Source organism: Halobacteriovorax sp. ZH5_bin.2, from assembly GCF_043196375.1.
In the GTDB taxonomy this organism is placed as follows: domain Bacteria; phylum Bdellovibrionota; class Bacteriovoracia; order Bacteriovoracales; family Bacteriovoracaceae; genus Halobacteriovorax_A.
Genome location: NZ_JBEBMJ010000003.1, coordinates 1 through 23,142, shown reverse-complemented (window position 1 = coordinate 23,142; position 23,142 = coordinate 1). Strand labels below are relative to the sequence as shown.

The following is a 23,142-nucleotide window of genomic DNA, read 5'->3' as shown; positions in this document are numbered from 1 at the left end:
TACTGAAAATTGAAAAAAATCAGTACCTTGTCTATTTAATTAACAATAAAAAAATCTTGTAAAAGACTAAAATTACTAAAGAATTCCAGCACCTTGTCTAATGACATCAGCTTCACCATTAGTGAAGTCAACAATTGTTGATGAGCCTACAAACTCATGCTCTCCTGGATCAACGATGAGAGACACAACTCCCGCTAATGATTCCTCAATCATATAAGAGTATAATTCATCATAAGAAGAGAGAGCAGGAGTAAACTTATCCAAATCTACATTACTCGATAATACCGGCTCTCCATGAATCTCAAGTAGTCGACTAATAAGTGTCGAAGGAACAAATCGAATTCCTACTTCATGGTCAGTTTTATTTGCTGCAACGGCCTTAGTAATTTTCTTATTCGCATTAAAAATAAATGTATAGTGACCTGGAATAATTCTCTTAATATAGCGAAAAACGCCATCGTCAATATTGGCCACATCAGAGGCCATTGAAATCGAGTCACATAGAAGTGAAAATGTCTTTAGTTTTGGAGCATTCTTATATTTATAGATTCTTTCAATCCCCTTCTTATTAAAAGGAGAAGAGATAACGACCCAACTAGTATCAGTTGGTAAGCACACAAGCTCTCCATTATTAAGAGCCTGTGAGACTTTTTGTAATACGCGATCATCTGGATTTTCTGCAATTACATATTCAATCAATGCTTACCTCAAGTATTTTAAAAATTCGTTATCATTAGAGATTATAAACTTAGTTTTACCTTTAATTGATGTCTTATATGCTTCAAGAGATCTCACGAACTCAAAAAAGCTTGGATCTTGAGAAAAAGACTTCGCATAAACTGCTGATGCCTTTGCTTCTGCACGACCTTTAATCAATTGCGACTTCTTATAGCCTTCTGATTGAATTGTTTGTAAATCTTTTACTAAACGTCCTTCAATCTTGGCCTTTTCACCTTCTCCAATTGATCTAATCTTTTGTGCAATCCTCTGACGTTCAGAAATCATTCTCTCGTAAACTTTACGTTCTACTGACTTCTCATATGAAATACGTCTTAATTGGACATCAATTAATTGAATACCAAATTGTTCTAACTCTCCATCGGCTTTGCTTACAATTAGTTGAGATAATTTTTCTCTACCGACGCTTACATCTTCGATATCACCAGTTATTTCTTCTTCAATTTCGTTAACATCTACTTTAGTTGCATTTAACTTATCAATAATTGCATTAGAGTTACGTACAGCTTCAACAAGGTCATGAGATGAAATCACATTTCTTGTTGCTGAATCTAAGATCGTATCAATTCTCTTCTTGGCACCTTCTGTATTACGTACAGTTTGGATAAATTTAAGAGCATCAATAATTTTAAATCTTGCCGTCGTATCTACTTTAATGAATTTCTTATCTTTTGTAGGGATTTGATTTGGAAAACCATCCCAGCTTAGAATTCGTTTATCAACAAATCGTACATCTTGAACAAATGGTTTCTTAAAGTGTAAACCTGCATCTGTAATTGGCTTTCCAACAGGTTTACCAAATTCAGTGATAATTGCTTGTCTACCTTCACTAACGATAAACAGTGACTGCTTACTTAGAATTAAACCAATAAATACAACAACAATAAGAGTTACTACTTTATTCATTTCTTAGCTCCTTGGTTGTAAATTGGAAGAAGCCCCTTAACCTTAGGGTCAATAATCGTAAGATTATCGTACTTCTTATAAAGCCCTTCCATTGCTTCAATATAAAGACGTTTTTTTGTAATTTTTGGAGCACGACGATATTCTTTAAGAATTTCCTTAAACTTCGCAACGTCCCCTTCTGCACGGTTTACAAGAGCAGCAGCATAACCTTCAGCTTCAGAAACCATTTTCTCTGCCTTACCACGTGCTTCAGGAATAACCTTGTTATAAGCACCCTCAGCTTCGTTGATGGCCTTTTCTTGTTCTTGTTTCGCTTCGTTAACTTCATTAAATGAAGCCTTAACAACCTGAGGAGGATTAACATCTTGAAGTTTTACCGAAATAATTGAAACTCCCATGTCGTACTTATCAATCACTTCTTGCATTAAAACCTTTGCATCAGCTTCAATTTCAACTTTACCAACTGTTAGAACATCAGTAACTGATCTATCACCAACAACTCTTCTCATAATCGACTCAGAGATGTCGCGAATATTTCTTACTGGCTCACTTGTTTGAAAGATAAACTTAAACGGATCTCTTACTTGATACTGGACTGCCCACTCAACAGAAGCGACATTTAAGTCACCAGTTAACATTAGAGACTCATTATCAAAGTTGTCACCTGAGTAAGATGAACGACGAGATCTTGTACTCTTTGTTCTAAATCCAAATTCTTCTTGAAGAACTGTTTTAACCTTAACCTTGATAACTTCATCAATTCCAAACGGGATTTTAAAATGAAGACCTGGAGTATTCGTATTAATATACTTCCCCAGACGGATTACCACGGCCTCTTCATCAGGCTCAACAGTGTAAAAAGATGTGTACCCGAAAATAACTAAAACAATAAATACAAAAAAGGGCCCAAGTAACTTGAGCCCCTTATCTAAATCTTGTTTCATTTTTTCGAAGTCATTCCTTGGTGCTTGTCCATTATTAAAAGACATATGCTCTCCTTGACTTGCGTCTTATGCTTCTACTTCTAACATGAGGACGTTTTCTTCTAAGGCGTCCCCTTCCTTAACGTGAATTGCTTTAACAGTTCCGTCAATTCCACTCTTAATCTCATTTTCCATTTTCATGGCCTCAAGAATAATTAGAGTTTCACCGGCCTTAACTGCTTGACCAACTTCAACATTGATCTTAACAACCTTACCTGGCATTTTAGTAAGAAGCTCACCAGCGTCAGCTCCACCTAAGCCAGATGGCTTATACCCTCTAAATAGAGAGTAAACTTTATCAACATTCACAACCCTTGATGGAAGATCCTGTCTTGGGATCTTTTTCCAAGTTTTATTATCTCTAGAGATAAAATATTGGCCACAAAGCTTTCTTAACCACATCGTTTCATGAAGGCTTCTTTCACCTTCTTTTAATGTAGAAAAATCAAACTCAACTAAGCTGTGATCGTGAACTTTAGTTCTTGTTAAATCAACAATTACTTCTTCATTATCATTAATTAAATATGTTCTCATATTAGATACCCATCCTACGTGCTTCAGAACCAGCAATGATCGTATAAAGCTTAATATGATCTAGGTCTGTCTTCACGTTGTTCTGAGGTGCTACTTCACCAATGTAAGCTGTTGAGTAGTGACCTTCAACAAAGTTCTTCTCTGTCATAATTTCTTTTAGAAGAGGTAGATTTGTCTTAAGTCCTTCAATGAATAGTCCATCAAGAGCTGCATTCATTTTTCTAACAGCAACGTCACGAACGATTCCCTTACAAACTAACTTACCAACCATTGGGTCGAAGTCAGGAGTTACTTCAAGTCCTTTGTATAGACAGTGATCAAAACGAGTTCCTTGTGGGAAGTTTGTTTCAAAACCTGTTACAAGACCTGGAGCTGGAAGCATTGTAATTGGATCTTCAGCACAAATACGACACTCAATCGCATGCCCTGATCTTCTGATAAATTCTTGAGAAGGAATTCCTAACTCATCACCAAAAGCAGCTTGGATCATACAAACAATAAGATCCATTCCTGTGATTTCTTCAGTGATTGGGTGCTCTACCTGAATACGTGTATTCATTTCTAGGAAGTAAAATTGCTTATCTTCACCCATGATGAATTCAACAGTTCCTGCTGAGTCATAGTTTACTGCCTTAGCAAGCTTAACTGCCGTTTCACAAACACTTTGACGAAGTTCTTCATCAGTTCCAATAAATGGAGATGGTGCTTCTTCAATAATCTTCTGGTGTCTTCTTTGTACCGAACACTCTCTTTCAAAAAAGTGGAAAGTATTACCTTTCTTATCTGCAAGAATCTGAACTTCAATGTGACGTGGATTAACAATTAGTTTCTCAACTAAAAGGTCTCCGTTATTGAAAGCTGCCATAGACTCACGTCCAACGGCTTCAAACTGAGCACGTACTTCAGCTTCATCTTTACATGCACGCATACCACGTCCACCACCACCGGCAACAGCTTTTAATAGAACTGGATAACCAATTCTACTCGCAATCTCAACCGCTTCATCAACAGTTGGAACAGCGTGGTCTGTACCTGGAACAGTAGGAACACCAGCATCGTTTGCTAGCTTCTTAGATGTTGCCTTATCACCCATAACTCTAATGGCCTCAACATGTGGACCAATGAAAGTAATTCCTGCATCAGATAGAGCATTTGCAAAATCTCTATTCTCAGAAAGAAAACCGTAACCAGGGTGTACACCATCGGCTTTAACTTCCTTAGCAAGAGCAACAAGCTTTTCAACATTTAAATATGTTTCAGCATTTGTATTTCCCGGAAGGTATACCCACTCATCACAAAATTGTAAGTGAGTTCCTTGTGGTTCATTATCTGTGTAAATACCAATTGCAGTATGCCCTAGCTCACGACAAGCTTTTGCAACACGTGAAGCAATCTCTCCACGGTTAGCAATTAGTACTCTTCTTTCCATGTTCTTTGGCTGTCTGATCATCATAATTGAATATTCCCGTGTTTACGTTTTGGACGGTCAACGTTCTTATCTTTTAGAACAACTAGGTATTCATATAGACGCTTTCTTGTTTCTTCAGGAAGAATAACAGCATCAATATATCCTCTTTCAGCTGCAACATATGGATTAGCGAAGTTATTCTCATAGTTTGCAACTAGCTCAGCTTTCTTCTTATCAAAAGCTTCACCTTCAAGGCCTTGAAGTTCTTTTCTAAATACAATATTAACTGCACCTTCTGCACCCATAACTGCAATTTCACCAGTTGGGTAAGCAAGGTTTACGTCTGAACGAATGTGCTTAGATGCCATAACGTCATAAGCTCCACCGTAAGACTTTCTTGTAATAAGAGTAATTAATGGAACAGTAGCTTCTGCGTATGCGTAAAGAAGTTTTGATCCGTGCTTAATGATCCCACCGTACTCTTGAACTGTACCTGGTAAGAAACCAGGAACGTCTACAAGTGAAACAATTGGAATATCAAAAGCATCACAGAATCTGATGAAACGAGCAGCTTTACAAGATGAATCGATATCAAGAACACCAGCTAGAACTTCTGGTTGATTTGCTACGATACCAATTTTAATTCCACCAATTGATGCGAAACCAACGATGATATTTCTTGCATAATCCTTATGTACTTCTAAGAAGTGCCCATCATCAACGATATCAAGAATTACTTCTTTCATATCGTATGGCTTCTTAGGGTTACCTGGCACAACTTCTTTTAGTTTAGAGTTATCTCTATAAACTGGATCCGAAGTATACTTAGGCGCTTGCTTTTTAAAGTTAGAAGCTGGGATATAGCTCATTAACTCTCTTACTCTTTCAAATGTTTCGTCTTCGTCTTTACACTTAAACTGACATACACCTGACTTTTCTGAGTGAGCTGTTGCACCACCAAGATCTTCTTTTGTTACTTCTTCGTGAGTTACAGTCTTGATAACATCTGGACCCGTAACAAACATATATGATGACTTATCAACCATGAAGATAAAGTCAGTTACAGCTGGAGAATAAACAGCTCCACCTGCTGAAGGACCCATGATTAATGAGATCTGAGGAATTACACCTGAAGCCTTTACGTTTCTGTAGAAAATTTCAGCGTATCCACCAAGTGCATCAACACCTTCTTGAATACGAGCTCCACCTGAATCTTGAATTCCAATTACAGGAATTCTGTTATCAAGAGCAAAGTCCATAATCTTACAGATCTTTCTTGCATGAGCTTCACCAAGTGCTCCACCCCAACAAGTAAAGTCTTGAGAGTAAACCGCAATTTTTTGTCCGTTAATCTCTGCAATACCCGTAACAACACCATCACCGTAAAACTTCTTATTTTCCATTCCGAAGTTCACACAACGATGTGTAACAAATTTATCAAACTCAATGAAAGTACCTGGATCAACAAGTCTTTCAATTCTTTCTCTTGCAGTATACTTACCTTGCTCATGTTGCTTAGCGATTCTCGCTTCACCACCACCAAGCTCGGCCTGCATTCTTCTGTCTACTAAAAGAGCTCTTTTTTGCTCTAATATATTTTCACTGGTTGTTGACATACATCCCCTCCACCAATTTCTCTTTCGAGATTCTATGTAATTAATTATCCGAGCATATTACACCCTTAAAAGGTAATTTGCCCAATCACATTGCGTTATTTTTGAGGGGTTAAGTAACTGAAATTATGGAAATATAAATAAAAAGGCCCTCGCAGAGGGCCTAAAAGTGTCTATCTTTTTATTTTAAAGCAATTATTCTATTCATTACCTGCTTTCGCACGTTTATCTAGTCCATACTTATCAACTTTCATAATAAGGCTGGCCCTAGACATCCCAAGCTCTTTAGCAAGCTTTGACTTATTGAAGTTGCATCTCTTAAGACCTTCACGAATCATAATGATCTCTAGCTCCATTAGTGCATCCTTAAGTTTACCTGATGTATTAACACCTCTAGTTGACTCAACTGGAGCTGCGCCATGATCAAGGATCTGAGGGCTTAAGTTATCTGGAGTAATTGATTTATCATCACCAGCAAGCACAACCAGTCTCTCAACTTCGTTTTCTAGCTGACGTACGTTACCTGGCCATGGGTAATCTAGCATTTTTTCCATACACTTCTTAGAGTATGACTTCATCGGCATCCCCGACTCATCACATTTCTTCTTAAGAAAGTGCTCCATTAATACAGGAATATCTTCTTTTCTATCTCTTAGCGGAGGAAGATTTACATTTAGAACGTTAATTCTATAGTAGAGGTCTTCTCTAAATTCACCTTTTGCCATCATTGTTTTAAGGTCTTTATTTGTCGCTGCGATAATACGAACATCAGTTCTTCTAGGTGAATCAGCACCAACTGGAAGATATGTACCTTCCTGAAGGACACGAAGTAGTTTTACCTGCATTGAAAGTGAAGTATCACCAATTTCATCAAGAAATAGTGTTCCACCATTAGCTAGTTCAAATAAACCAGATTTCTCTTTATGTGCTCCAGTAAATGATCCCTTAACGTGACCAAATAATTCAGAGTCTAATAAGTTTTCGTTGAATGCTGAACAGTTCACAGCTAGGAACTGAGCATCTTTACGTGGAGAAGCAAAGTGTACGGCCTTAGCAACAAGTTCCTTACCAGTTCCGTTTTCACCTTGAATAAGAACTGATGATTCACTCGTAGAAATACGCTCTAGTAGTGAATAAATCTTTTGCATTTGCTTAGATTTACCAATCATATTGTGATAGCGAAACTTTTCACCTAGCTCAGAATTAAGCATATGAATTCTTTCTTCACGCTTAGAGATTTCATGGTGAAATGTAGAAATTTCACCTGCAACTAGCTCAACTAACTCTTTTAAATATTCAATTTCTCTCGGGAATAATCTTCTTGTTTCATTAACACATTCTTGTGCTGCTTCTGGAGATGCACCATGCTCAATTAGTGCCGTTACCAACTCTTTTTCTTCTGATTCAGTAAATGTACTTTTTAAGAAAGGAAAAGCAAATACAGTTCCATGATACTCACCTTCAATTTCAATCTTAGTACCCATCATTTTAACACCTGGGAAATATGAATCAAAGATCATAACAACCTCACCAGACTGGCTTAGTTCATCACTAAATCTCTCAACATCGGCCGTAACAAAATCATAACCATGTGGAAGTGACATTTGTGTCTCAAAGAAAAGGTTTTTAAAATTATAGTCCTTATCAGTGTGTGAACTTCTAATCTTAAAATGGTTATCTGCATAGAAAACCTCTACACCAAACCACTTATGAATTACTTCTTCGAGCTTAGAAATAACATGAAGTCCTTTTAGTTCATTCCAGTTGATCATTTTTATTCTCCGATGTTTAATTCTTTGGCACAAAAAACGATAGGCCAAAGCAAAGTCTGTAAAACTTTTCGGCAGAATTTAATAAAACTTAACTATGAATGATAAAAAAATAGACGAATTTAAAGAAATATTATTAATTTACTTCACGCCTAAATAGCTAAGAACACGTACAAAATATGAATCCATTTTCCAATCCTGAGGACCTTTAAACATGATTCTGTGCTCTAGTTTTGAATTGAAGACAAAAGTCTCCGGAACCTTTACAACACCTAATTTACTCATAGAGATACCTGCTTGATCATGAATCACTAAAGAATTTGATGGTAAGTTATTGAATCTTTTAAGAAATTTTTTAATTTTCATGTCATCATCTTTAACGGCCATGAAAACAACCTTAACATTTTTCTCTTCCAGCTTGCGTGCAAATTCAACAAATTCAGGAAATTCGGCTTCACAAGGTGCACACCAAGTACCCCAAAAATGCACGACTAAACCATTAGAGTTTCTAGCTAAATCTTGAAGTTCGACTTCAGTATTATCAGCAAAATTATCGAGTTTTACACTTGGCAGTGACTTAAGAATATAATCACGACTTTGGTCTACATAAGTATCCACCTTACCCTTATGATAAATGGAATAACCTAGTGTAATGGCAACAATAATGAAAATAATAGAAACTTTAGAAGATGTGCTCATAGATATATTGGAAAAGTTTTAAATAAAAAAACCCATCATACGCAAATATGATGGGTTTATTCTATCTTATTCAGATTAAAAATTAATCAACAAATGCGATGTATGCCATTTTAGAGTTATCACCAACTCTGTTCTCAGAAAGTCTCATGATTCTAGTGTAACCACCGTTTCTTTCTTTGAATTTTGGCCCAAGCTCAGTAAAAAGCTTGTTTACAGCATTCTTATCATTAAGTTTTTTGTATGCAAGTCTTCTGTTAGCAACTGTATCATTTTTAGAAAGAGTTACTAATTTTTCAACTACTGGCTTGATTGCTTTAGCTCTTGTAAGAGTAGTTTTAATCATACCGTGATCGATAACTTCAGAAGCAAGGTTTTTAACCATTGCAACTCTGTGTGAAGGACTTACACCTAGTTTATACTTATGTTTTTGATGTCTCATATCTCTACCTCAACTTATAACAACTTTTATTCTTCTTTTAGATCTTGCATGATGCTATCAACTTTCATACCCAGACCAAGTCCCATTTGAGAAAGTACTTCTTTAATCTCATTTAGTGACTTACGTCCAAAGTTCTTAGTTCTTAGCATCTCGCCTTCAGTCTTAGAAACTAGCTCATAGATATACTTAATATCTGCGTTCTGCAAGCAGTTTGCAGATCTTACAGACAGCTCAAGCTCAGATACAGGCTTTAATAGAGCTGCATTAGCAGTATTTTGTTGTTTCTTAGGCTTAGTTTCCATTCTTGTGATTTCTTCTTCATCTTCGAAGCTAAGGAATACAGCAAGTTGGTCTCTTAGGATCTTCGCTGAGTAAGCTACTGCATCCGAAGGCTCAACACCTGCGTTAGTCCAAACTTCAAGAGTAAGCTTATCAAAATCTGTTCTCTTACCAACACGTGAGTTAGTAACTGTATAGTTAACACGTGCAACAGGTGAGAAAAGAGAATCAAGATAAATCCAACCGATTGGAAGATCAAAAGACTCTTTATTATCAAGAGCTGTAACGTATCCTTTACCTCTAGCAACAAGTAGTTCCATTTTAATAGATCCACCAGTTGATAGATTACAGATAGCGTGCTCTGGATTTAAAACTTCAACATTTGCAGACTCAGAAATGTCACCAGCAGTAACAACACCCTCTACTGATTTCTCAAGAGTAAGAGTTACCTGCTCTTTATCTTTAATTCTAAAGTGAACTTCTTTAAGGTTAAGAATAATCTCAGAAACTTCTTCTTTTACGTTGTTGATTGTACCAAACTCATGTTCAACACCATCAATTCTGATTGCAACAATAGCTGCACCCTGAAGTGAAGATAGAAGTACACGACGTAAAGAGTTTCCAAGAGTTTGTCCATAACCTCTTTCTAGTGGCTTAGCAACGAACTTACCATAAGTATTAGTTAGCTTATCGTTATCCATTTCCAAAGCTACTGGTCTTATCATTCCTGTCCAATTTTTTGCTGTAAATGTGTCCACAGACAACTCCTTAATATAAATCTATATAATTATACTCTTCTTCTTTTCGGTGCACGACATCCATTGTGTGGAATTGGTGACCTATCAGCAACAGAAGTGATTTTAAGGCCTGCAGCGATGAATGCTCTAACAGCATTTTCTCTACCTGCACCCGGACCCTTAACTCTTACTTCAACAGTAGATAGTCCGTGCTCCATAGCCTTTTTAGCTGCTTCCATAGAAGCCATCTGTGCCGCGAATGGAGTCGATTTCTTAGAGCCTCTGAATCCTAATTGACCAGCAGATGCCCATGAAATAGCGTTACCGTTCATGTCAGTGAACGTAACGATTGTATTATTGAAAGAGCATTGAATGTGTGCAATACCTCTCGAAATATTCTTTTTAACTTTTTTCTTTGAAGCTGTTTTCTTAACCATCATTAACTCCTAACAATTACTTCATTGACTTAATTGACTTCTTACCTGCGATTGCAACAGCTGGTCCCTTACGAGTACGAGCATTTGTAGAAGTTCTTTGACCTCTTACAGGAAGACCTTTTCTATGTCTGATCCCTCTGTAACAACCTAAGTCTTTTAGTCGTTTAATGTTAAGACCAACTTCTCTACGTAAGTCACCTTCTACAGTGTACTCACTTTCAAGAAGAAGTCTGATTTCGTTTGCTTCTTCTTCAGTTAGTTCGTTTGAATTTTTGTTTAAATCGATGTTTGTTTTTTCTAATACTTCCTTAGCAACCTTCGGTCCTACACCGTAAATTGATTGCAGGGCAATTTTCATTACCTTATTTCTAGGAATATCAACACCAAGAATTCTCGCCATAGCTACACTCCTTTCCTATGATTAACCTTGTCTTTGCTTGTGCTTAGGTTGCTTACATACAACTCTAAGTACGCCTCTTCTTTTAATAACTTTACAATCTTTGCACATCGGCTTTACAGATGCTCTAACTTTCATAACAACCTCGTAAATTCTACACTAGCGTTTTTTACTTCTATATGTAATTCGGCCCTTCGTTAAGTCATACTTGCTAATCTCAACAAGTACCTTATCTCCAGGTAAAATTTTAATAAAGTGCATTCTCATTTTTCCACTAATGTGGGCAATGACAGAATGTCCATTAGGTAATTTAACCTTAAATTTTGTGTTTGGAAGAAGTTCAGTAACCTCTCCTTCAACTTCAATCGTTTCCTGATTACTCATATACTTTAAAACCTAAAGTAATTGCTTATATATGACTCAGGGCCATATTGCAAGGCGAATTACTTATAAAATAAATTATTTAACTACTTTTTTTATTTCTTCAAAAATCTCATCAAGCCCGTTAGTAGCATCAACTCTAACCAAGCGGCCCTGAGATTCATAATACTCAAGAACTGGCTCAATATTATCTGTAAAAACCTTCATTCTTGTTCTTACAGTCTCCTCGTTATCATCCTTACGATGCACAAGGTCTTCACCTGAAACGTCACACTTACCTTCAACTTTAGGTGGCTTTGTCTTTAGATTGTAGATCTCACCGCTTCCAGGAGCCACGCGTCTATTAACAATTCTCTCAACTAAAGTATCAAGTGCGATATCAAAGTAAATTGCTTTAGAATCGACTCCACCAAGTAGAGCACTATCTAAATCCTTTGCTTGAACTAAGTTTCTTGGATAACCATCAAAAATATATGTCGACTTCTCAACAGCACAATTTGCCTTAAGAAGATCTAATACTAACTCGTCACTTACTAGTTTACCAGAATCCATAACGGCCTTAATCTTTCGACCAAGCTCTGACTCTTTAGCTACTTCTGCTCTAAGCAAGTCTCCAGTAGAAACATGTTTGTACCCAAGCTCAGAAACAATATTCTTAGCTTGAGTACCTTTTCCTGATCCAGGAGCTCCAATTAAAATAAGTTGAGGTGCCATGGACTAGAACCTTCTATTGTTTCCGTTATATTTACCTTTTGACTTGTATGACATTTCATACTTGTCAGCAAACATAAACGATTGAACATTCATCATAACTCTAACTGATACAGATACTAAAATAAGCATTGAAGTACCACCAAATCTAGTTTGTGCTCCTGTAATTAATGAAGGAACAATACAAACTACGATAAGGAAAAGAGCCCCAAAGAATGATAAACGATTTAATAATGTATCTAAATACTCTTTAGTTTTATCACCTGGCCTAATACCTGGAATAAAAGCATTATTCTTTTGTAACATCTCTGAAATCTTCTTCGTTTTGAATTGGATCGGTGCATAGAAGTAAGTCATATACACAATAAGTGTTGCAAAAAGAATATTGAATAAAAGTTGTCCTGGAGCTAAACTTTGCTGAATTGTATCAAAGTATGGCTTAAAAGCACTGTCTGCAGGAATAAATGTAGCAAAAGTTGCTGGGGCTGCTAATAAAGAAGAAGCTAAGATTGGAGGCATAACACCGCCAGTATCAACTCTCATTGGAAGAGTTTGGTTACCACCATAAACTCTATTATTAACAACACGTTTTGCATACTGAACCGGAACAGCCCTAAAAGCTCTTTCGATAAATGCAACAACAAAAAATGCAACAATAATAACGGCTACAAATGTAAGAAGCTCTAGTCCTCCCATTTCACCGTTTCTAAATAGTGTGATTTTTTGAATAACTTCTGATGGTAACTCTACAGCAATACCAGCAAAAATAATCAGAGAAACACCATTCTCCAAGCCAAATTCTGTAATACGTTCACCAAGCCAAAGTAGGAACATTGTCCCTGCAGCTAAAGTAATCATAGTTACAATTCTAAAAAGCATACCTGGCTCAGGGATAACTCTAGCGCCTCCTGGTGAAACAAATGTTTCGAAAACAGCGGCCATTGAGTAACCTTGTATGCAACAGAGAATTACTGTTGCATACCTAGTCCACTTTTGAATTTTTTTGTTACCTTCTGAGTCTTCTTGTAGCTCTTGGATTTGAGGAATAACCTCTCCTAAAAGAGAAAAGATGATAGAAGTAGTAATATACGGCATAATCCCCAGTGCTAAAACCGAGAATCGCTTGAAGGCACCACCACTAAAAGTGTTGATCAGGTCAAAAAGACTTCCTCCACCAGCTTCCGCAAAATAAGAAGAGATTGCCTGCGCATCAACTCCTGGTACAGGAATTTGCGCAACCAATCTATATACTACTAATAATAAAAAAGTAAAAAAGACTTTTTTCTTAAGCTCTTCAAGTTTTCCTTGAGCGTTTGACATCAGACGATCCTTTTATCTATTTTGTTGCTATTTTTCCACCAGCTTTCTCGATTGCTTCTTGAGCACCTTTAGAAAACTTTTCAATATTAACAAAATTTAACGATTTTGAAAGCTCTCCGTTAGCAAGAATTTTCACTGGACGTCTTTTGTCTGCACCCTTAAGGATACCTTTCTCAATTAGAGCTTCTTTTGTAACGTCTCCGCCATCAAATTTAGCTTCTAATGTAGATAGAGAAACTTCTGCATACACAGTTTTAAATGGTGCGTTAGAGAAACCTCTTTTTGGAAGACGCATGTAAAGTGGCATTGCTCCACCTTCGAAACCAGTTCTTACACCGCCACCAGCACGAGCCTTTTGACCCTTGTGCCCTTTACCAGCTTGAGTACCTTGACCTGAACCTTGTCCACGACCAATTCTCTTAATGTTTTTATGTGCACCTTTTGGACTTTTTAAGTTATTTAAAGTTAACATATTTACCTCTTAATCAACTAATACTGCTTATTCTTGAATGTCTAAAAGGTGAATTACCTTTTTGATCATCCCTCTAACAGCAGAAGTGTTTTCTAAAGTTTTTGAAGTTCCAGTTTTTCTTAGACCAAGTCCTCTTACTGTAGCTTTCTGCTTCTCAGTACATTTAATAGTACTTTTCTTTAATGTTACTGTAATTGTTTTCGCTGTCATATCAACCTCAATTAACCTTTAATTCTTAAGCCTTTAGCTTCTTTTCCACGTACTTTAGCTACTTCTTCTACAGATCTTAGTTGTTTAAGAGCGTCAAAAGTTGCCTTAACGATGTTATGTGGGTTGTTACCTCTAAGAGACTTAGTAAGTACGTCTTTAACACCTGCAAGTTCTAGGATTGAACGACATGCACCAGCAGCCTTAACCCCTGTACCTTCCGCAGCAGGCTTAAATAGAATCTTACCAGCATCAAATTCTCCAAGTACAGTGTGAGGAATAGTTCCTGCATCAACTGGTACTGAAATCATGCTTTTTTGAGCAGCTTGTGTAGCTTTTCTGATTGCTTCAGGAACTTCCTTAGCTTTACCAAGACCGTAACCTACGCGACCATTCTTATCACCAACGATCATTAGAGCACTGAAAGAAAATCTTCTACCACCCTTCATAACCTTAGCAACTCTATTTACAGCAACAACTCTTTCTTCTAATTCAACATCCATAGAGTTAGCTTGACGCTTTTTCGCTGGAGCTTTCTTAGAAGCTTGTCTTTTCTTTGGTTCTGCTTTTACTGTTTTTTCAACGCTTTTATTTTCTTCAGTCATCACTTACTCCTAAATTTGAATTCCATTTTCTCTAGCAGCTTCAACAACAGCCTTAATTACACCGTGGTATCTAAGTCCGTTTCTGTCGAATACAGCAGTTGAAATATTGTTAGACTTTAGGTTTTCAGCAAGTTTTGTCCCAACTAGCGTTGCACCAGCAACATTGCTTTTTCCTTCAACAGCATTTTTACCGTAAGTTTGAACACTGAAAAGTGTCTTATTAGCAACATCATCAATTACCTGAACTGTAATGTGCTTGTTTGTACGGTTAACCGATAGACGTGGTCTTTCAGCAGTTCCGTTAACTTTCTTACGGATAGCAAGTTTTCTTCTAATTTTTCTAGCTGTACTTGCTTTACCAGCTTTACCATAAGGCTTTCTAATCATTTTAAACTCCTCACCCTAGGCCCTCACTGCGGGCCATTCTCAGGCTACTATTTATTACTTACCGCCAGATTTACCAGCTTTTCTTACGATTGTCTCTTCAGCGTATTTAACACCTTTACCTTTGTAAGGCTCTGGTGGTCTGAATGAACGGATCTTTGCAGCAGCAAAGCCAACTAGTTCTTTATTTGATCCAGTAAGTTCGATTTCTTTACCAGCAACTTTCGCTGCTACGCCTTCTGGAAGAACATATTCAATTGGGTGTGAATAACCAAGGTTAAGAGTTAGTGTATTTCCACTAACCGCTGCCTTATAACCAACACCATTGAACTCTAGCTTTCTAACAAATCCATCAGTAACACCAGTTACCATGTTGAAAACGATTTGTCTTGCTGTACCCCACATTGCACGAGACTTTTTAGACTCATCAACTGGGTTTACTTTAACTTCATTACCTTCTTGTGTAAAAGTCACTCTATCATTGAAAGTGTACTCTAGCTCACCTTTAGGTCCTTTAACTGATACATTTGTACCATTTATTGTAACCTGAACTTTCTCAGGAACTACTACCGGGTTTTTTCCTACACGTGACATTACTCGCTCCCTACTACCAAATATTACAGATTACTTCACCACCAACTTTAGTCGCTCTCGCTTCTCTATCAGAAATAATTCCTTTAGAAGTTGATAAGATTGAAGTACCAAGACCACTAATAACTCTAGAGATGTCCTTGTAACCACGATACTGTCTAAGACCTGGTTTAGATACTCTCTCAAGACCTACGATAGCGTCGTCTTTAAGTAATACTTTGATTCTAATATCTGATTGGCTCTTTGCAATGATTTTGAATGAGCGAATATAACCTTCGTCTTTCATAACTTTACAAACACCTGCTTTCATTTTCGAAGCTGGAAATTCCACTCTATCGTGTCCAGCATTAATTGCATTTCTAATTCTTGTTAACATATCTGCAATAGGATCAGTCATCATAATTTCGTCTCCTCAACCATTACCAGCTTGACTTAGTTACACCAGGGATCATTCCTCTAAGTGCTAACTCTCTAAATTGAATTCTTGATAGTCTGAACTTTCTATAGAAAGCACGTGGACGACCTGTTAATTCACATCTATTTCTAACTCTAATTGCAGCTGAATTTCTTGGTAGCTTTTGTAGCTTGATCATCGCTTCAAATCTTTCTTCATCAGAAAGATTCTCGTTGATAATAGCAGCTTTAAGTTCTTTTCTTAAAGCACCATATTTTTCAGCAAGTTTAGCTCTTTTTTTGTTACTTTCAATTTTCGCTTTTCTAGCCATTACATTATCCTCAATTACTTGTTAAAAGGCATACCAAAAAGGTTTAGAAGCTCTCTACCTTCTTCGTTGTTTCCAGCAGTAGTTACGATTGAGATTCCTAGACCTCTTACTTTATCAATTTGATCGTAAGAAATTTCTGGGAAAATAATCTGCTCTTTTAAACCTAAAGTATAGTTACCTTTTCCATCAAAACCTTTAGAAGAAACACCTCTAAAGTCACGAACTCTTGGAAGAGTGATGTTAACAAGTCTATCTAGGAATTCGTACATTCTATCACCACGAAGAGTAACATTTGCACCTAAGGCCATACCTTCTCTTACTTTGAAACCAGCAACAGATTTTCTAGCTTTAGCTACAACAGGCTTTTGACCAGTAATAGTACCAAGATCGTTAACAATCGACTGAACAACTTTAGAGTTAGTTACTGCGTCTCTTGTACAACAGTTAACTACTATCTTTTCTAGCTTAGGAATTTGGTTAACATTCTTATAACCAAACTTCTCAGTCATTTTATTTTTTATTTCATCATTATATAGTTTTTTGAATCTGCTCATTTTTGCCTCTATCCTTAACTCAGTACTGATCCACAAGACACAGCGACTCTAACCTTCTTACCATCTTTTTCTTCAATTCTTACTCTTGTAGCCTTTTTTGTTTTTGGGCTAACAACAGCAACATTTGAGATGTTAAGAGGTGCTTCGATGTCTACGATACCACCAGCTGGGTTCTCTTGAGTTGGTTTAATTGCTTTTTTTACTAGATTAACACCACCAACATAAACAACTTTGGTCTTGAAGTTGATTTTCTTAACTTCACCAGTTTTGCCTCTGTCTTTACCTGTTAAAACTACAACATTATCATTAACTTTTAGCTTTTGCATAACTTCCTCACTGAACCTTTAATTAAAGAACTTCTGGCGCTAAAGAACAGATCTTCGTAAAGCTCTTGTTTCTTAACTCTCTCGCAACAGGACCAAAAATACGTGTACCTACTGGTTCATTGTTATTATTTAGTATTACAACGCTGTTCTTATCAAATCTGATGTATGAACCGTCGTCTCTTCTAATAGGGTACTTTGTTCTAACGATAACCGCTTTCTTAACGTCACCCTTTTTAATTTTTCCACCTGGTAGTGCTTGCTGAACTGCTACAACAATAATGTCACCAAGATTTGCGTTCATTCTTTTTGAACCACCAAGAACCTTGATACACTTTACTTCTTTAGCTCCAGAGTTATCAGCAACTTCTAACTTAGTTTGCATTTGGATCATTACTAACTCCTAAAATAGGCTTATTAAGCCCTACTTATTTACCTTTAACAGTTCCCACTTTTTGAGTTTTGAATAAGGTTTACTTTCAATAATTGTTACATTGTCACCTAGATTCGCTTCTAAACTTACGTTATGAGCGTGGTACTTCTTAGTTTTTGTAACGAATTTGCTGTAAACAGGGTGCTTGAAACGTCTAGCAACATTCACAACAACTGTGTTCTCATTCTTTACAGAAACAACTACACCATCTAGCTTTCTCTTAAACGTATTTGTACTCATGGTTACTCACCTTTAGCATTTTTTGCTGTTAATAATTTAGCAATATTCTTTTTTGCAAGTTTTAGCTCATGAGGCTTCTCGATTCCACTTGTCGTTTTAGACATGTTGATATCAAAGATAGCTCTTCTCATTTCAACTACTTTTGCATCAATTTCTTTACCGCTTAAACCGCTTATATCTTTGTACTCTAACTTTTGCATAACTTCCTCTTAACGATTTAAAGTTCCTGCTGTTCTCTAGAAATAATTCTAGTCTTTACAGGTAGTTTATACATTGCAAGCTTAAGTGCTTGTTTACTTAGCTCAGGATCGATGTGTTTGATTTCAAACATTACTCTTCCTGGTTTTACTACTGCAACCCAAGAATCTGGAGAACCTTTACCTTTCCCCATACGAACTTCAGCTGGTTTCTTAGTAAGGACCTTATCTGGGAAGATCTTGATCCAAACGTTACCACCTCTTTTGATCTTTCTTGTCATTGCAATACGGGCAGCTTCAATTTGACGGTTAGTTATATACCCACATGATAGGGCTTGTATAGCAAATTCACCGAACGTGATAGTATTTCCACGGTTCGCCTTACCCTTCATTCTTCCTTTCTGCTGCTTACGCCACTTTACTTTCTTTGGACTTAACATATTTACCTCAATAAAATAAATTCACTAACGAATTTCCTACTACTTATAGATCTCACCTTTGTAAACCCAAACTTTTACACCGATAACACCGTATGTAGTGTGAGCCTCAGCAGTATTGTAATCAATGTCTGCTCTAAGAGTATGTAGTGGAACTTTTCTTTCTGTATAACCTTCAGCTCTTGCCATCTCAGCTCCGCCAAGACGTCCTGCTGTTCTAACACGGATACCTTTTACACCAGCTCTGAATGCTGACTGCATAACTTTCTTCATTGCTCTTCTGAAAGCTACACGTTTTTCAAGCTGACCTGCAATGTTTTCCGCGATTAACTTAGCTTCTGCATCTGGTCTCTTAACTTCTGCGATATTGAAGATTAGAGTCCCTTTAGTAAGTTTCTTAAGGTCGTTTCTAATTTTTTCAATTCCTGCACCTTTTTTACCAATAGCAACACCTGGCTTAGCTGTATAAACAGTAACTTTAACCTGGTTTGAAGTTCTTGATAATTCGATATTAGCTACAGAAGCATTTTTCATGTTCTTTTCAATGTAGTTTCTAATCGCTAGATCTTCGTGAAGAGTCTCACCGTATTCTCTATCGTTAGCAAACCAGTTTGAATGCCATGACTTAATATAACCTAATCTAAAACCGTATGGATGTACTTTTTGTCCCATAATTTATCCTATGCTTCTTTTAGTTCTACTGTTATGTGACTAGTTCTTTTTCTAATTCTGAACGCACGACCTTGAGCTCTTGGCTGAATACGCTTTAAAGTTGGACCTTCGTCTGCTTTAATCGTACCGATAACTAGGTTATCTAAGTCATACTTTTCAGAATCAGCTGCGATTGCTAATCCACTATTAATTAATTTTGTTAAAACAAGTGCAATTTCTTTCTTCTCTTGGAAGCGTAAGATTCTTAGCGCCTCAGAAGCTTTCTTCTTTCTGATTAGATCGCAAACCTGTCTTACTTTTCTTGGTGCGATACCAACTCTACTGTTTCTAACTGTAATGGCCATCTGACCTTCTCCTTATTCAACTCTAACTTAACTATCTTTTCTTAGCTTTTTTATCTGCACCGTGACCAAAGTATGTTCTAGTTAGTGCAAATTCACCTAATTTATGTCCAATCATATTGTCAGTTACATAAACCGGTATGAATTTCTTACCGTTGTGAACGGCAAAAGTAAGTCCGATGAACTCAGGAACAATTGTTGATCTTCTAGACCAAGTCTTGATCACTTTGTTACCTTTGTTACCTTCTTCTTGCATTTGTAGAGCTTTTTTCATTAAGCTAATATCAACAAATGGACCTTTTTTTAATGAACGGGCCATATTAATCTCCTACTACTTTCTTCTCTTAACGATGAACTTATCAGTTCTCTTATTAGTTCTTGTCTTGTAACCCTTAGCTGGTGTTCCCCATGGTGATACTGGATGACGTCCACCTGAAGTTCTACCTTCACCACCACCGTGTGGGTGATCAACTGGGTTCATAGCAACACCACGAACAGTTGGTCTGAAACCAAGCTTTCTCTTACGTCCAGCTTTACCAATGTTACGTTTTTCATGATCAAGATTACCAACCTGACCAATTGTAGCTACACAACTAACTTCAACTTTTCTAAGCTCACCTGATGGCATTCTAAGAAGAGCAAATTTACCTTCTTTCGCCATAATTTGAACGTAAGAACCTGCAGAACGTGCTAGCTGACCACCAGCTCCTGGATACATTTCAACATTGTGTACAAGAGTACCAACTGGAATGTCCTTAAGCTTCTTAGCATTTCCTACTTTAATATCTGCATCTGCAGAAGCGATTACCTTATCTCCAACCTTAAGACCAAGTGGAGCTAGAATGTAGCTCTTTTCACCGTCTAGGTATGCGATAAGTGCAATATTACAAGTTCTGTTTGGATCGTAAGAGATCGCTTGAACAGTTGCAGGGATATCTGTTTTATTTCTTTTGAAATCAATAATTCTGTATCTTCTCTTAACACCGCCACCTCTGTGTCTAACAGTGATGCGACCAGCGTTATTTCTACCTGCAAAATTTTTCTTAACAGCTGTAAGGCCTTTAACTGGCTTTACACCTTTTGTTAACTCATCACTATTTACGACTTGCATCTTTCTTAGTGAAGGAGTTGTTGGTTTAAATCTTTTAATACCCATAATTTCCTCAGCTAACTAGTTAAACACCTTTAAAAAATTCAATCTTTTGACCTTCCGCTAATTGAACGAAAGCCTTCTTGAATTTACTAGTCTTTTTAACACCCTTACCAGCTCTCTTAACTTTACCTGGAGTAATGTTTGTCTTTACATTTAAAACTTTCACATCATATAGAGCTTCAACTGCATTCTTAATTTGATGCTTATTTGCCTTAAGATCTACAACAAAACCAAAACGGTTTTCATTATCTGTAGCAACAGAAGTCTTTTCAGTGATAAGTGGTTTCTTTAATACATTTTCTAACGTCGCCATAATCTACACCAACTTACTTAATAGGGTTTCTAATGCACTCTTTTCGATAACTAGGTTTTCAAATTTTACTGCTTCGTATACAGAGAAACCTTCTACGGCCATCCCTTTACCCCACTGTAAGTTCTTCACTGCTCTAAGAGCTGGTGAGTTTTTATCAGCAGTTACTACTAAAGCAGGAAGTAAACCCTTACCATTTAATAGAGTGTACATATCTTTAGTTTTTCCAGTTGATTCAATTGTATCTACTACTGTCAACTTTCCAGCTTGGAGTTTGTCAGCAAGTACAGATTGAATTGCAACCTTTGCCATTTTCTTATTTACTTTTTGTACGTAGCTTCTTGGGCTTGGACCGTGAACTGTTCCACCGCCTACCATAAGAGACGATCTAATTGAACCTTGTCTAGCTCTACCTGTACCTTTTTGCTTAAAAGGCTTAGCTCCACCACCGCTAACATCTGAACGACCTTTAACACAAGCATTACCTTGTCTTCTTCCCGCTAGAGTAGCCTTAACAACTTGGTGTACAGCCGCTACGTTAATATCTTCAGCAGTAAGACTTACATTTGTAGTAAGCTTTCCTGCTTCTTCTAATTTTGCATTTAATACTGTTACATCACTCATAACTATTACCTCAGTCTACTATTACTTCTTAAGTGCTTTTGCGATTCTTACAAAACCATTTTTTGAACCAGGAACTGATCCCTTAAGTAGCATGTATCCTTTATCTTGATTAACTTCAACAACCTTGATGTTTTGGATTGTTTTTGTGTCACAACCCATGTGACCAGGCATTCTTTTGTTCTTCCAAACTTTACCAGGAGTAGCTCTGTTACCGATCGAACCACCACGTCTGTGGAATTTCGAACCGTGAGTAGCAGGTCCACCTTTGAAGTTGTGACGCTTCATCTGACCTTGGAAACCTTTACCTTTAGAAGTTCCTGTTACATCAACATATGTAGAAGCTTCAAATGACTCTAGAGATAGATCTTTACCTAAGTTAGCAGCATCAACGCCTTCTGTTCTAACTTCTGCAAATTTTACAAAGTTATTTTCAACGTTAGCAGCTTTTAGGTGACCTTGAGTTGGCTTATTAACAAGCTTTTCTCTTTTTTCGTAGTAACCCACTTGGTAAGCTTCGTAACCGTCTCTGTCTAAAGTTTTAACTTGTGTAACTTTGTTAGGGATTAGTTTGATAACTGTTACTGGAACGTGGTTTCCAGCTTCATCAAAGATTCTTGTCATACCAGCTTTCACACCATAGATAGTGTTAAGCGATACAGTAGCAGTAGTCTCAACTGCTTGAGTTTCTTCTGTCATTTTGCCTCCACAGCATCACTCTTCTCCAAGAGATGCATGCATGGTTAATAATAAAAATTTTTTTCGTTTATACTAGTACTTGATCTCTACGTCAACACCAGCTGATAGATCTAACTTCATTAGGCTATCAACAGTTTGTTGAGTTGGATCAACAATATCAATTAGTCTCTTGTGTGTTCTCATTTCGAACTGCTCACGAGATTTTTTATCTTTGTGAGGTCCTCTAAGAACTGTAAACTTGTTAATTTCAGTTGGTAATGGGATTGGACCCGCTACTCTTGCGCCTGTCTCTTTAGCTGTTTGTACGATCTCATCAACTGAGCTATCTAGAAGCTTGTGATCATATGCGCGTAATTTAATTCTTAACTTAGAAGCTTTCATACTCATCCTATTATCAATTTTAAAAGTTGAACCTGACTTTTACTGTTTTTTTGGGCCTATTGTCAAATTATTTTTACGCTAGGCCATATATTTTTTACGCGTCAATTTAAAGTATTGAGCGCAAAAAAGGGGTGATCAAGAGACCACCCCAAAATTTAAGCAAAAATTTAGTCTAAAATTTCAGATACTGTACCAGCACCAATTGTTCTACCACCCTCACGGATTGCGAACTTAAGACCTTTTTCCATCGCGATTGGAGTAATTAGCTCTACTGCGAAAGAAGTGTTGTCACCTGGCATAACCATTTCAACACCGTCTGCAAGTGTGATGTCACCTGTTACGTCTGTTGTTCTGAAGTAGAACTGTGGCCTATAACCTTTGAAGATTGGAGTGTGACGTCCACCTTCATCTTTTGAAAGGATATATACTTCACAGTTAAATTTCGC

General features: G+C 37.0%; 37 protein-coding genes and 1 pseudogene. All 38 read right to left on the bottom strand.

The features are described 5' to 3' along the window. Positions 1-75: 75 nt before the first annotated feature. Positions 76-699, bottom strand: a complete 624-nt coding sequence (locus ABMA76_RS08575; RefSeq protein WP_392909689.1) for an L-threonylcarbamoyladenylate synthase — start codon at positions 697-699, stop codon at positions 76-78. 3 nt (positions 700-702) lie between these two features. Continuing rightward, the gene (hflC, locus tag ABMA76_RS08570) at positions 703-1,644 is read right to left on the bottom strand and encodes a protease modulator HflC (protein ID WP_392909688.1); all 942 of its coding nucleotides are present in this window, start codon (positions 1,642-1,644) and stop codon (positions 703-705) included. Then, positions 1,641-2,633 (bottom strand): FtsH protease activity modulator HflK, encoded by a 993-nt coding sequence (gene hflK, locus ABMA76_RS08565; protein WP_021266388.1) that lies wholly within the window; start codon positions 2,631-2,633, stop codon positions 1,641-1,643. Before hflK ends, hflC begins: the two co-directional genes overlap by 4 nt. A gap of 21 nt (positions 2,634-2,654) precedes the next feature. Further along, positions 2,655-3,161, bottom strand: coding sequence for an acetyl-CoA carboxylase biotin carboxyl carrier protein subunit (locus ABMA76_RS08560; protein WP_392857963.1), 507 nt, complete (start codon positions 3,159-3,161; stop codon positions 2,655-2,657). A 1-nt stretch (position 3,162) separates the two neighbouring features. Beyond that, on the bottom strand, positions 3,163-4,614 hold the full coding sequence (locus ABMA76_RS08555) for an acetyl/propionyl/methylcrotonyl-CoA carboxylase subunit alpha (protein WP_392909686.1): 1,452 nt from the start codon (positions 4,612-4,614) through the stop codon (positions 3,163-3,165). Further along, entirely contained in the window at positions 4,611-6,185 is a 1,575-nt protein-coding gene (locus ABMA76_RS08550) for an acyl-CoA carboxylase subunit beta (RefSeq protein ID WP_392857967.1), read from the bottom strand. Before ABMA76_RS08550 ends, ABMA76_RS08555 begins: the two co-directional genes overlap by 4 nt. Positions 6,186-6,382: 197 nt before the next feature. After that, positions 6,383-7,954 carry a sigma-54 interaction domain-containing protein gene (locus tag ABMA76_RS08545; protein ID WP_392909685.1) on the bottom strand — a complete coding sequence of 524 codons (1,572 nt, stop codon included), beginning with the start codon at positions 7,952-7,954 and terminating at the stop codon, positions 6,383-6,385. 138 nt (positions 7,955-8,092) lie between these two features. Then, positions 8,093-8,650: a TlpA family protein disulfide reductase gene (locus ABMA76_RS08540; protein ID WP_392909684.1), complete on the bottom strand. Its 558-nt coding sequence runs from the start codon at positions 8,648-8,650 to the stop codon at positions 8,093-8,095. Between the two features lie 82 nt (positions 8,651-8,732). Beyond that, on the bottom strand, positions 8,733-9,089 hold the full coding sequence (gene rplQ / locus ABMA76_RS08535; RefSeq protein WP_392909683.1) for a 50S ribosomal protein L17: 357 nt from the start codon (positions 9,087-9,089) through the stop codon (positions 8,733-8,735). A gap of 26 nt (positions 9,090-9,115) precedes the next feature. Continuing rightward, positions 9,116-10,126: a DNA-directed RNA polymerase subunit alpha gene (locus ABMA76_RS08530; RefSeq protein ID WP_392909681.1), complete on the bottom strand. Its 1,011-nt coding sequence runs from the start codon at positions 10,124-10,126 to the stop codon at positions 9,116-9,118. Positions 10,127-10,155: 29 nt separating this feature from the next. Continuing rightward, positions 10,156-10,542 carry a 30S ribosomal protein S11 gene (gene rpsK, locus ABMA76_RS08525; protein WP_021266246.1) on the bottom strand — a complete coding sequence of 129 codons (387 nt, stop codon included), beginning with the start codon at positions 10,540-10,542 and terminating at the stop codon, positions 10,156-10,158. A 16-nt stretch (positions 10,543-10,558) separates the two neighbouring features. After that, the gene (gene rpsM, locus ABMA76_RS08520) at positions 10,559-10,942 is read right to left on the bottom strand and encodes a 30S ribosomal protein S13 (RefSeq protein ID WP_021265934.1); all 384 of its coding nucleotides are present in this window, start codon (positions 10,940-10,942) and stop codon (positions 10,559-10,561) included. A 21-nt stretch (positions 10,943-10,963) separates the two neighbouring features. Further along, positions 10,964-11,077 carry a 50S ribosomal protein L36 gene (gene rpmJ, locus ABMA76_RS08515; RefSeq protein WP_021266475.1) on the bottom strand — a complete coding sequence of 38 codons (114 nt, stop codon included), beginning with the start codon at positions 11,075-11,077 and terminating at the stop codon, positions 10,964-10,966. 21 nt (positions 11,078-11,098) lie between these two features. Beyond that, the gene (gene infA / locus ABMA76_RS08510) at positions 11,099-11,323 is read right to left on the bottom strand and encodes a translation initiation factor IF-1 (RefSeq protein ID WP_021266177.1); all 225 of its coding nucleotides are present in this window, start codon (positions 11,321-11,323) and stop codon (positions 11,099-11,101) included. A 75-nt stretch (positions 11,324-11,398) separates the two neighbouring features. After that, a complete protein-coding gene (locus ABMA76_RS08505) occupies positions 11,399-12,034 on the bottom strand; it encodes an adenylate kinase (RefSeq protein WP_392909680.1) in 636 nt (211 codons plus the stop codon). Between the two features lie 3 nt (positions 12,035-12,037). Beyond that, on the bottom strand, positions 12,038-13,351 hold the full coding sequence (secY, locus tag ABMA76_RS08500) for a preprotein translocase subunit SecY (protein ID WP_392909679.1): 1,314 nt from the start codon (positions 13,349-13,351) through the stop codon (positions 12,038-12,040). Between the two features lie 16 nt (positions 13,352-13,367). Further along, a complete protein-coding gene (gene rplO / locus ABMA76_RS08495) occupies positions 13,368-13,823 on the bottom strand; it encodes a 50S ribosomal protein L15 (RefSeq protein WP_392857980.1) in 456 nt (151 codons plus the stop codon). Between the two features lie 27 nt (positions 13,824-13,850). Beyond that, positions 13,851-14,033 (bottom strand): 50S ribosomal protein L30, encoded by a 183-nt coding sequence (rpmD, locus tag ABMA76_RS08490; protein ID WP_021266070.1) that lies wholly within the window; start codon positions 14,031-14,033, stop codon positions 13,851-13,853. An 11-nt stretch (positions 14,034-14,044) separates the two neighbouring features. After that, the gene (gene rpsE / locus ABMA76_RS08485; protein ID WP_040313879.1) at positions 14,045-14,533 is read right to left on the bottom strand and encodes a 30S ribosomal protein S5; all 489 of its coding nucleotides are present in this window, start codon (positions 14,531-14,533) and stop codon (positions 14,045-14,047) included. Between the two features lie 111 nt (positions 14,534-14,644). Then, complete coding sequence (gene rplR / locus ABMA76_RS08480; protein WP_021266175.1) at positions 14,645-15,022, bottom strand: 50S ribosomal protein L18; 378 nt, start codon at positions 15,020-15,022, stop codon at positions 14,645-14,647. 54 nt (positions 15,023-15,076) lie between these two features. Beyond that, on the bottom strand, positions 15,077-15,613 hold the full coding sequence (gene rplF, locus ABMA76_RS08475) for a 50S ribosomal protein L6 (RefSeq protein ID WP_392909677.1): 537 nt from the start codon (positions 15,611-15,613) through the stop codon (positions 15,077-15,079). Positions 15,614-15,626: 13 nt separating this feature from the next. Continuing rightward, a complete protein-coding gene (gene rpsH / locus ABMA76_RS08470; protein WP_040313878.1) occupies positions 15,627-16,007 on the bottom strand; it encodes a 30S ribosomal protein S8 in 381 nt (126 codons plus the stop codon). 22 nt (positions 16,008-16,029) lie between these two features. Further along, complete coding sequence (rpsN, locus tag ABMA76_RS08465) at positions 16,030-16,335, bottom strand: 30S ribosomal protein S14 (RefSeq protein WP_392909676.1); 306 nt, start codon at positions 16,333-16,335, stop codon at positions 16,030-16,032. Positions 16,336-16,349: 14 nt separating this feature from the next. Then, positions 16,350-16,889 (bottom strand): 50S ribosomal protein L5, encoded by a 540-nt coding sequence (gene rplE / locus ABMA76_RS08460; RefSeq protein ID WP_392909675.1) that lies wholly within the window; start codon positions 16,887-16,889, stop codon positions 16,350-16,352. Between the two features lie 14 nt (positions 16,890-16,903). Further along, complete coding sequence (gene rplX / locus ABMA76_RS08455) at positions 16,904-17,215, bottom strand: 50S ribosomal protein L24 (RefSeq protein WP_021265798.1); 312 nt, start codon at positions 17,213-17,215, stop codon at positions 16,904-16,906. 22 nt (positions 17,216-17,237) lie between these two features. After that, complete coding sequence (rplN, locus tag ABMA76_RS08450; RefSeq protein WP_021265914.1) at positions 17,238-17,606, bottom strand: 50S ribosomal protein L14; 369 nt, start codon at positions 17,604-17,606, stop codon at positions 17,238-17,240. A gap of 30 nt (positions 17,607-17,636) precedes the next feature. Further along, on the bottom strand, positions 17,637-17,885 hold the full coding sequence (gene rpsQ, locus ABMA76_RS08445) for a 30S ribosomal protein S17 (protein WP_021266428.1): 249 nt from the start codon (positions 17,883-17,885) through the stop codon (positions 17,637-17,639). Positions 17,886-17,887: 2 nt separating this feature from the next. Continuing rightward, positions 17,888-18,085: a 50S ribosomal protein L29 gene (gene rpmC / locus ABMA76_RS08440; RefSeq protein ID WP_021266478.1), complete on the bottom strand. Its 198-nt coding sequence runs from the start codon at positions 18,083-18,085 to the stop codon at positions 17,888-17,890. 17 nt (positions 18,086-18,102) lie between these two features. Then, positions 18,103-18,522, bottom strand: coding sequence for a 50S ribosomal protein L16 (gene rplP, locus ABMA76_RS08435; RefSeq protein ID WP_021266311.1), 420 nt, complete (start codon positions 18,520-18,522; stop codon positions 18,103-18,105). 39 nt (positions 18,523-18,561) lie between these two features. Then, positions 18,562-19,191: a 30S ribosomal protein S3 gene (rpsC, locus tag ABMA76_RS08430; protein ID WP_021265986.1), complete on the bottom strand. Its 630-nt coding sequence runs from the start codon at positions 19,189-19,191 to the stop codon at positions 18,562-18,564. 8 nt (positions 19,192-19,199) lie between these two features. Continuing rightward, the gene (rplV, locus tag ABMA76_RS08425; RefSeq protein ID WP_021266204.1) at positions 19,200-19,535 is read right to left on the bottom strand and encodes a 50S ribosomal protein L22; all 336 of its coding nucleotides are present in this window, start codon (positions 19,533-19,535) and stop codon (positions 19,200-19,202) included. 31 nt (positions 19,536-19,566) lie between these two features. Further along, on the bottom strand, positions 19,567-19,851 hold the full coding sequence (gene rpsS / locus ABMA76_RS08420; protein WP_021266332.1) for a 30S ribosomal protein S19: 285 nt from the start codon (positions 19,849-19,851) through the stop codon (positions 19,567-19,569). A 12-nt stretch (positions 19,852-19,863) separates the two neighbouring features. Next, positions 19,864-20,688: a 50S ribosomal protein L2 gene (gene rplB / locus ABMA76_RS08415; protein ID WP_021266159.1), complete on the bottom strand. Its 825-nt coding sequence runs from the start codon at positions 20,686-20,688 to the stop codon at positions 19,864-19,866. Positions 20,689-20,707: 19 nt separating this feature from the next. Continuing rightward, positions 20,708-20,998, bottom strand: a complete 291-nt coding sequence (gene rplW / locus ABMA76_RS08410) for a 50S ribosomal protein L23 (RefSeq protein ID WP_021266483.1) — start codon at positions 20,996-20,998, stop codon at positions 20,708-20,710. Between the two features lie 3 nt (positions 20,999-21,001). Next, positions 21,002-21,619, bottom strand: coding sequence for a 50S ribosomal protein L4 (gene rplD / locus ABMA76_RS08405; protein ID WP_392909673.1), 618 nt, complete (start codon positions 21,617-21,619; stop codon positions 21,002-21,004). A gap of 21 nt (positions 21,620-21,640) precedes the next feature. Next, entirely contained in the window at positions 21,641-22,315 is a 675-nt protein-coding gene (gene rplC / locus ABMA76_RS08400; protein ID WP_392909672.1) for a 50S ribosomal protein L3, read from the bottom strand. Between the two features lie 72 nt (positions 22,316-22,387). Further along, positions 22,388-22,696 carry a 30S ribosomal protein S10 gene (gene rpsJ, locus ABMA76_RS08395; RefSeq protein ID WP_021265868.1) on the bottom strand — a complete coding sequence of 103 codons (309 nt, stop codon included), beginning with the start codon at positions 22,694-22,696 and terminating at the stop codon, positions 22,388-22,390. 167 nt (positions 22,697-22,863) lie between these two features. Continuing rightward, positions 22,864-23,142: pseudogene (gene tuf / locus ABMA76_RS08390) on the bottom strand (elongation factor Tu); the annotation flags it as partial.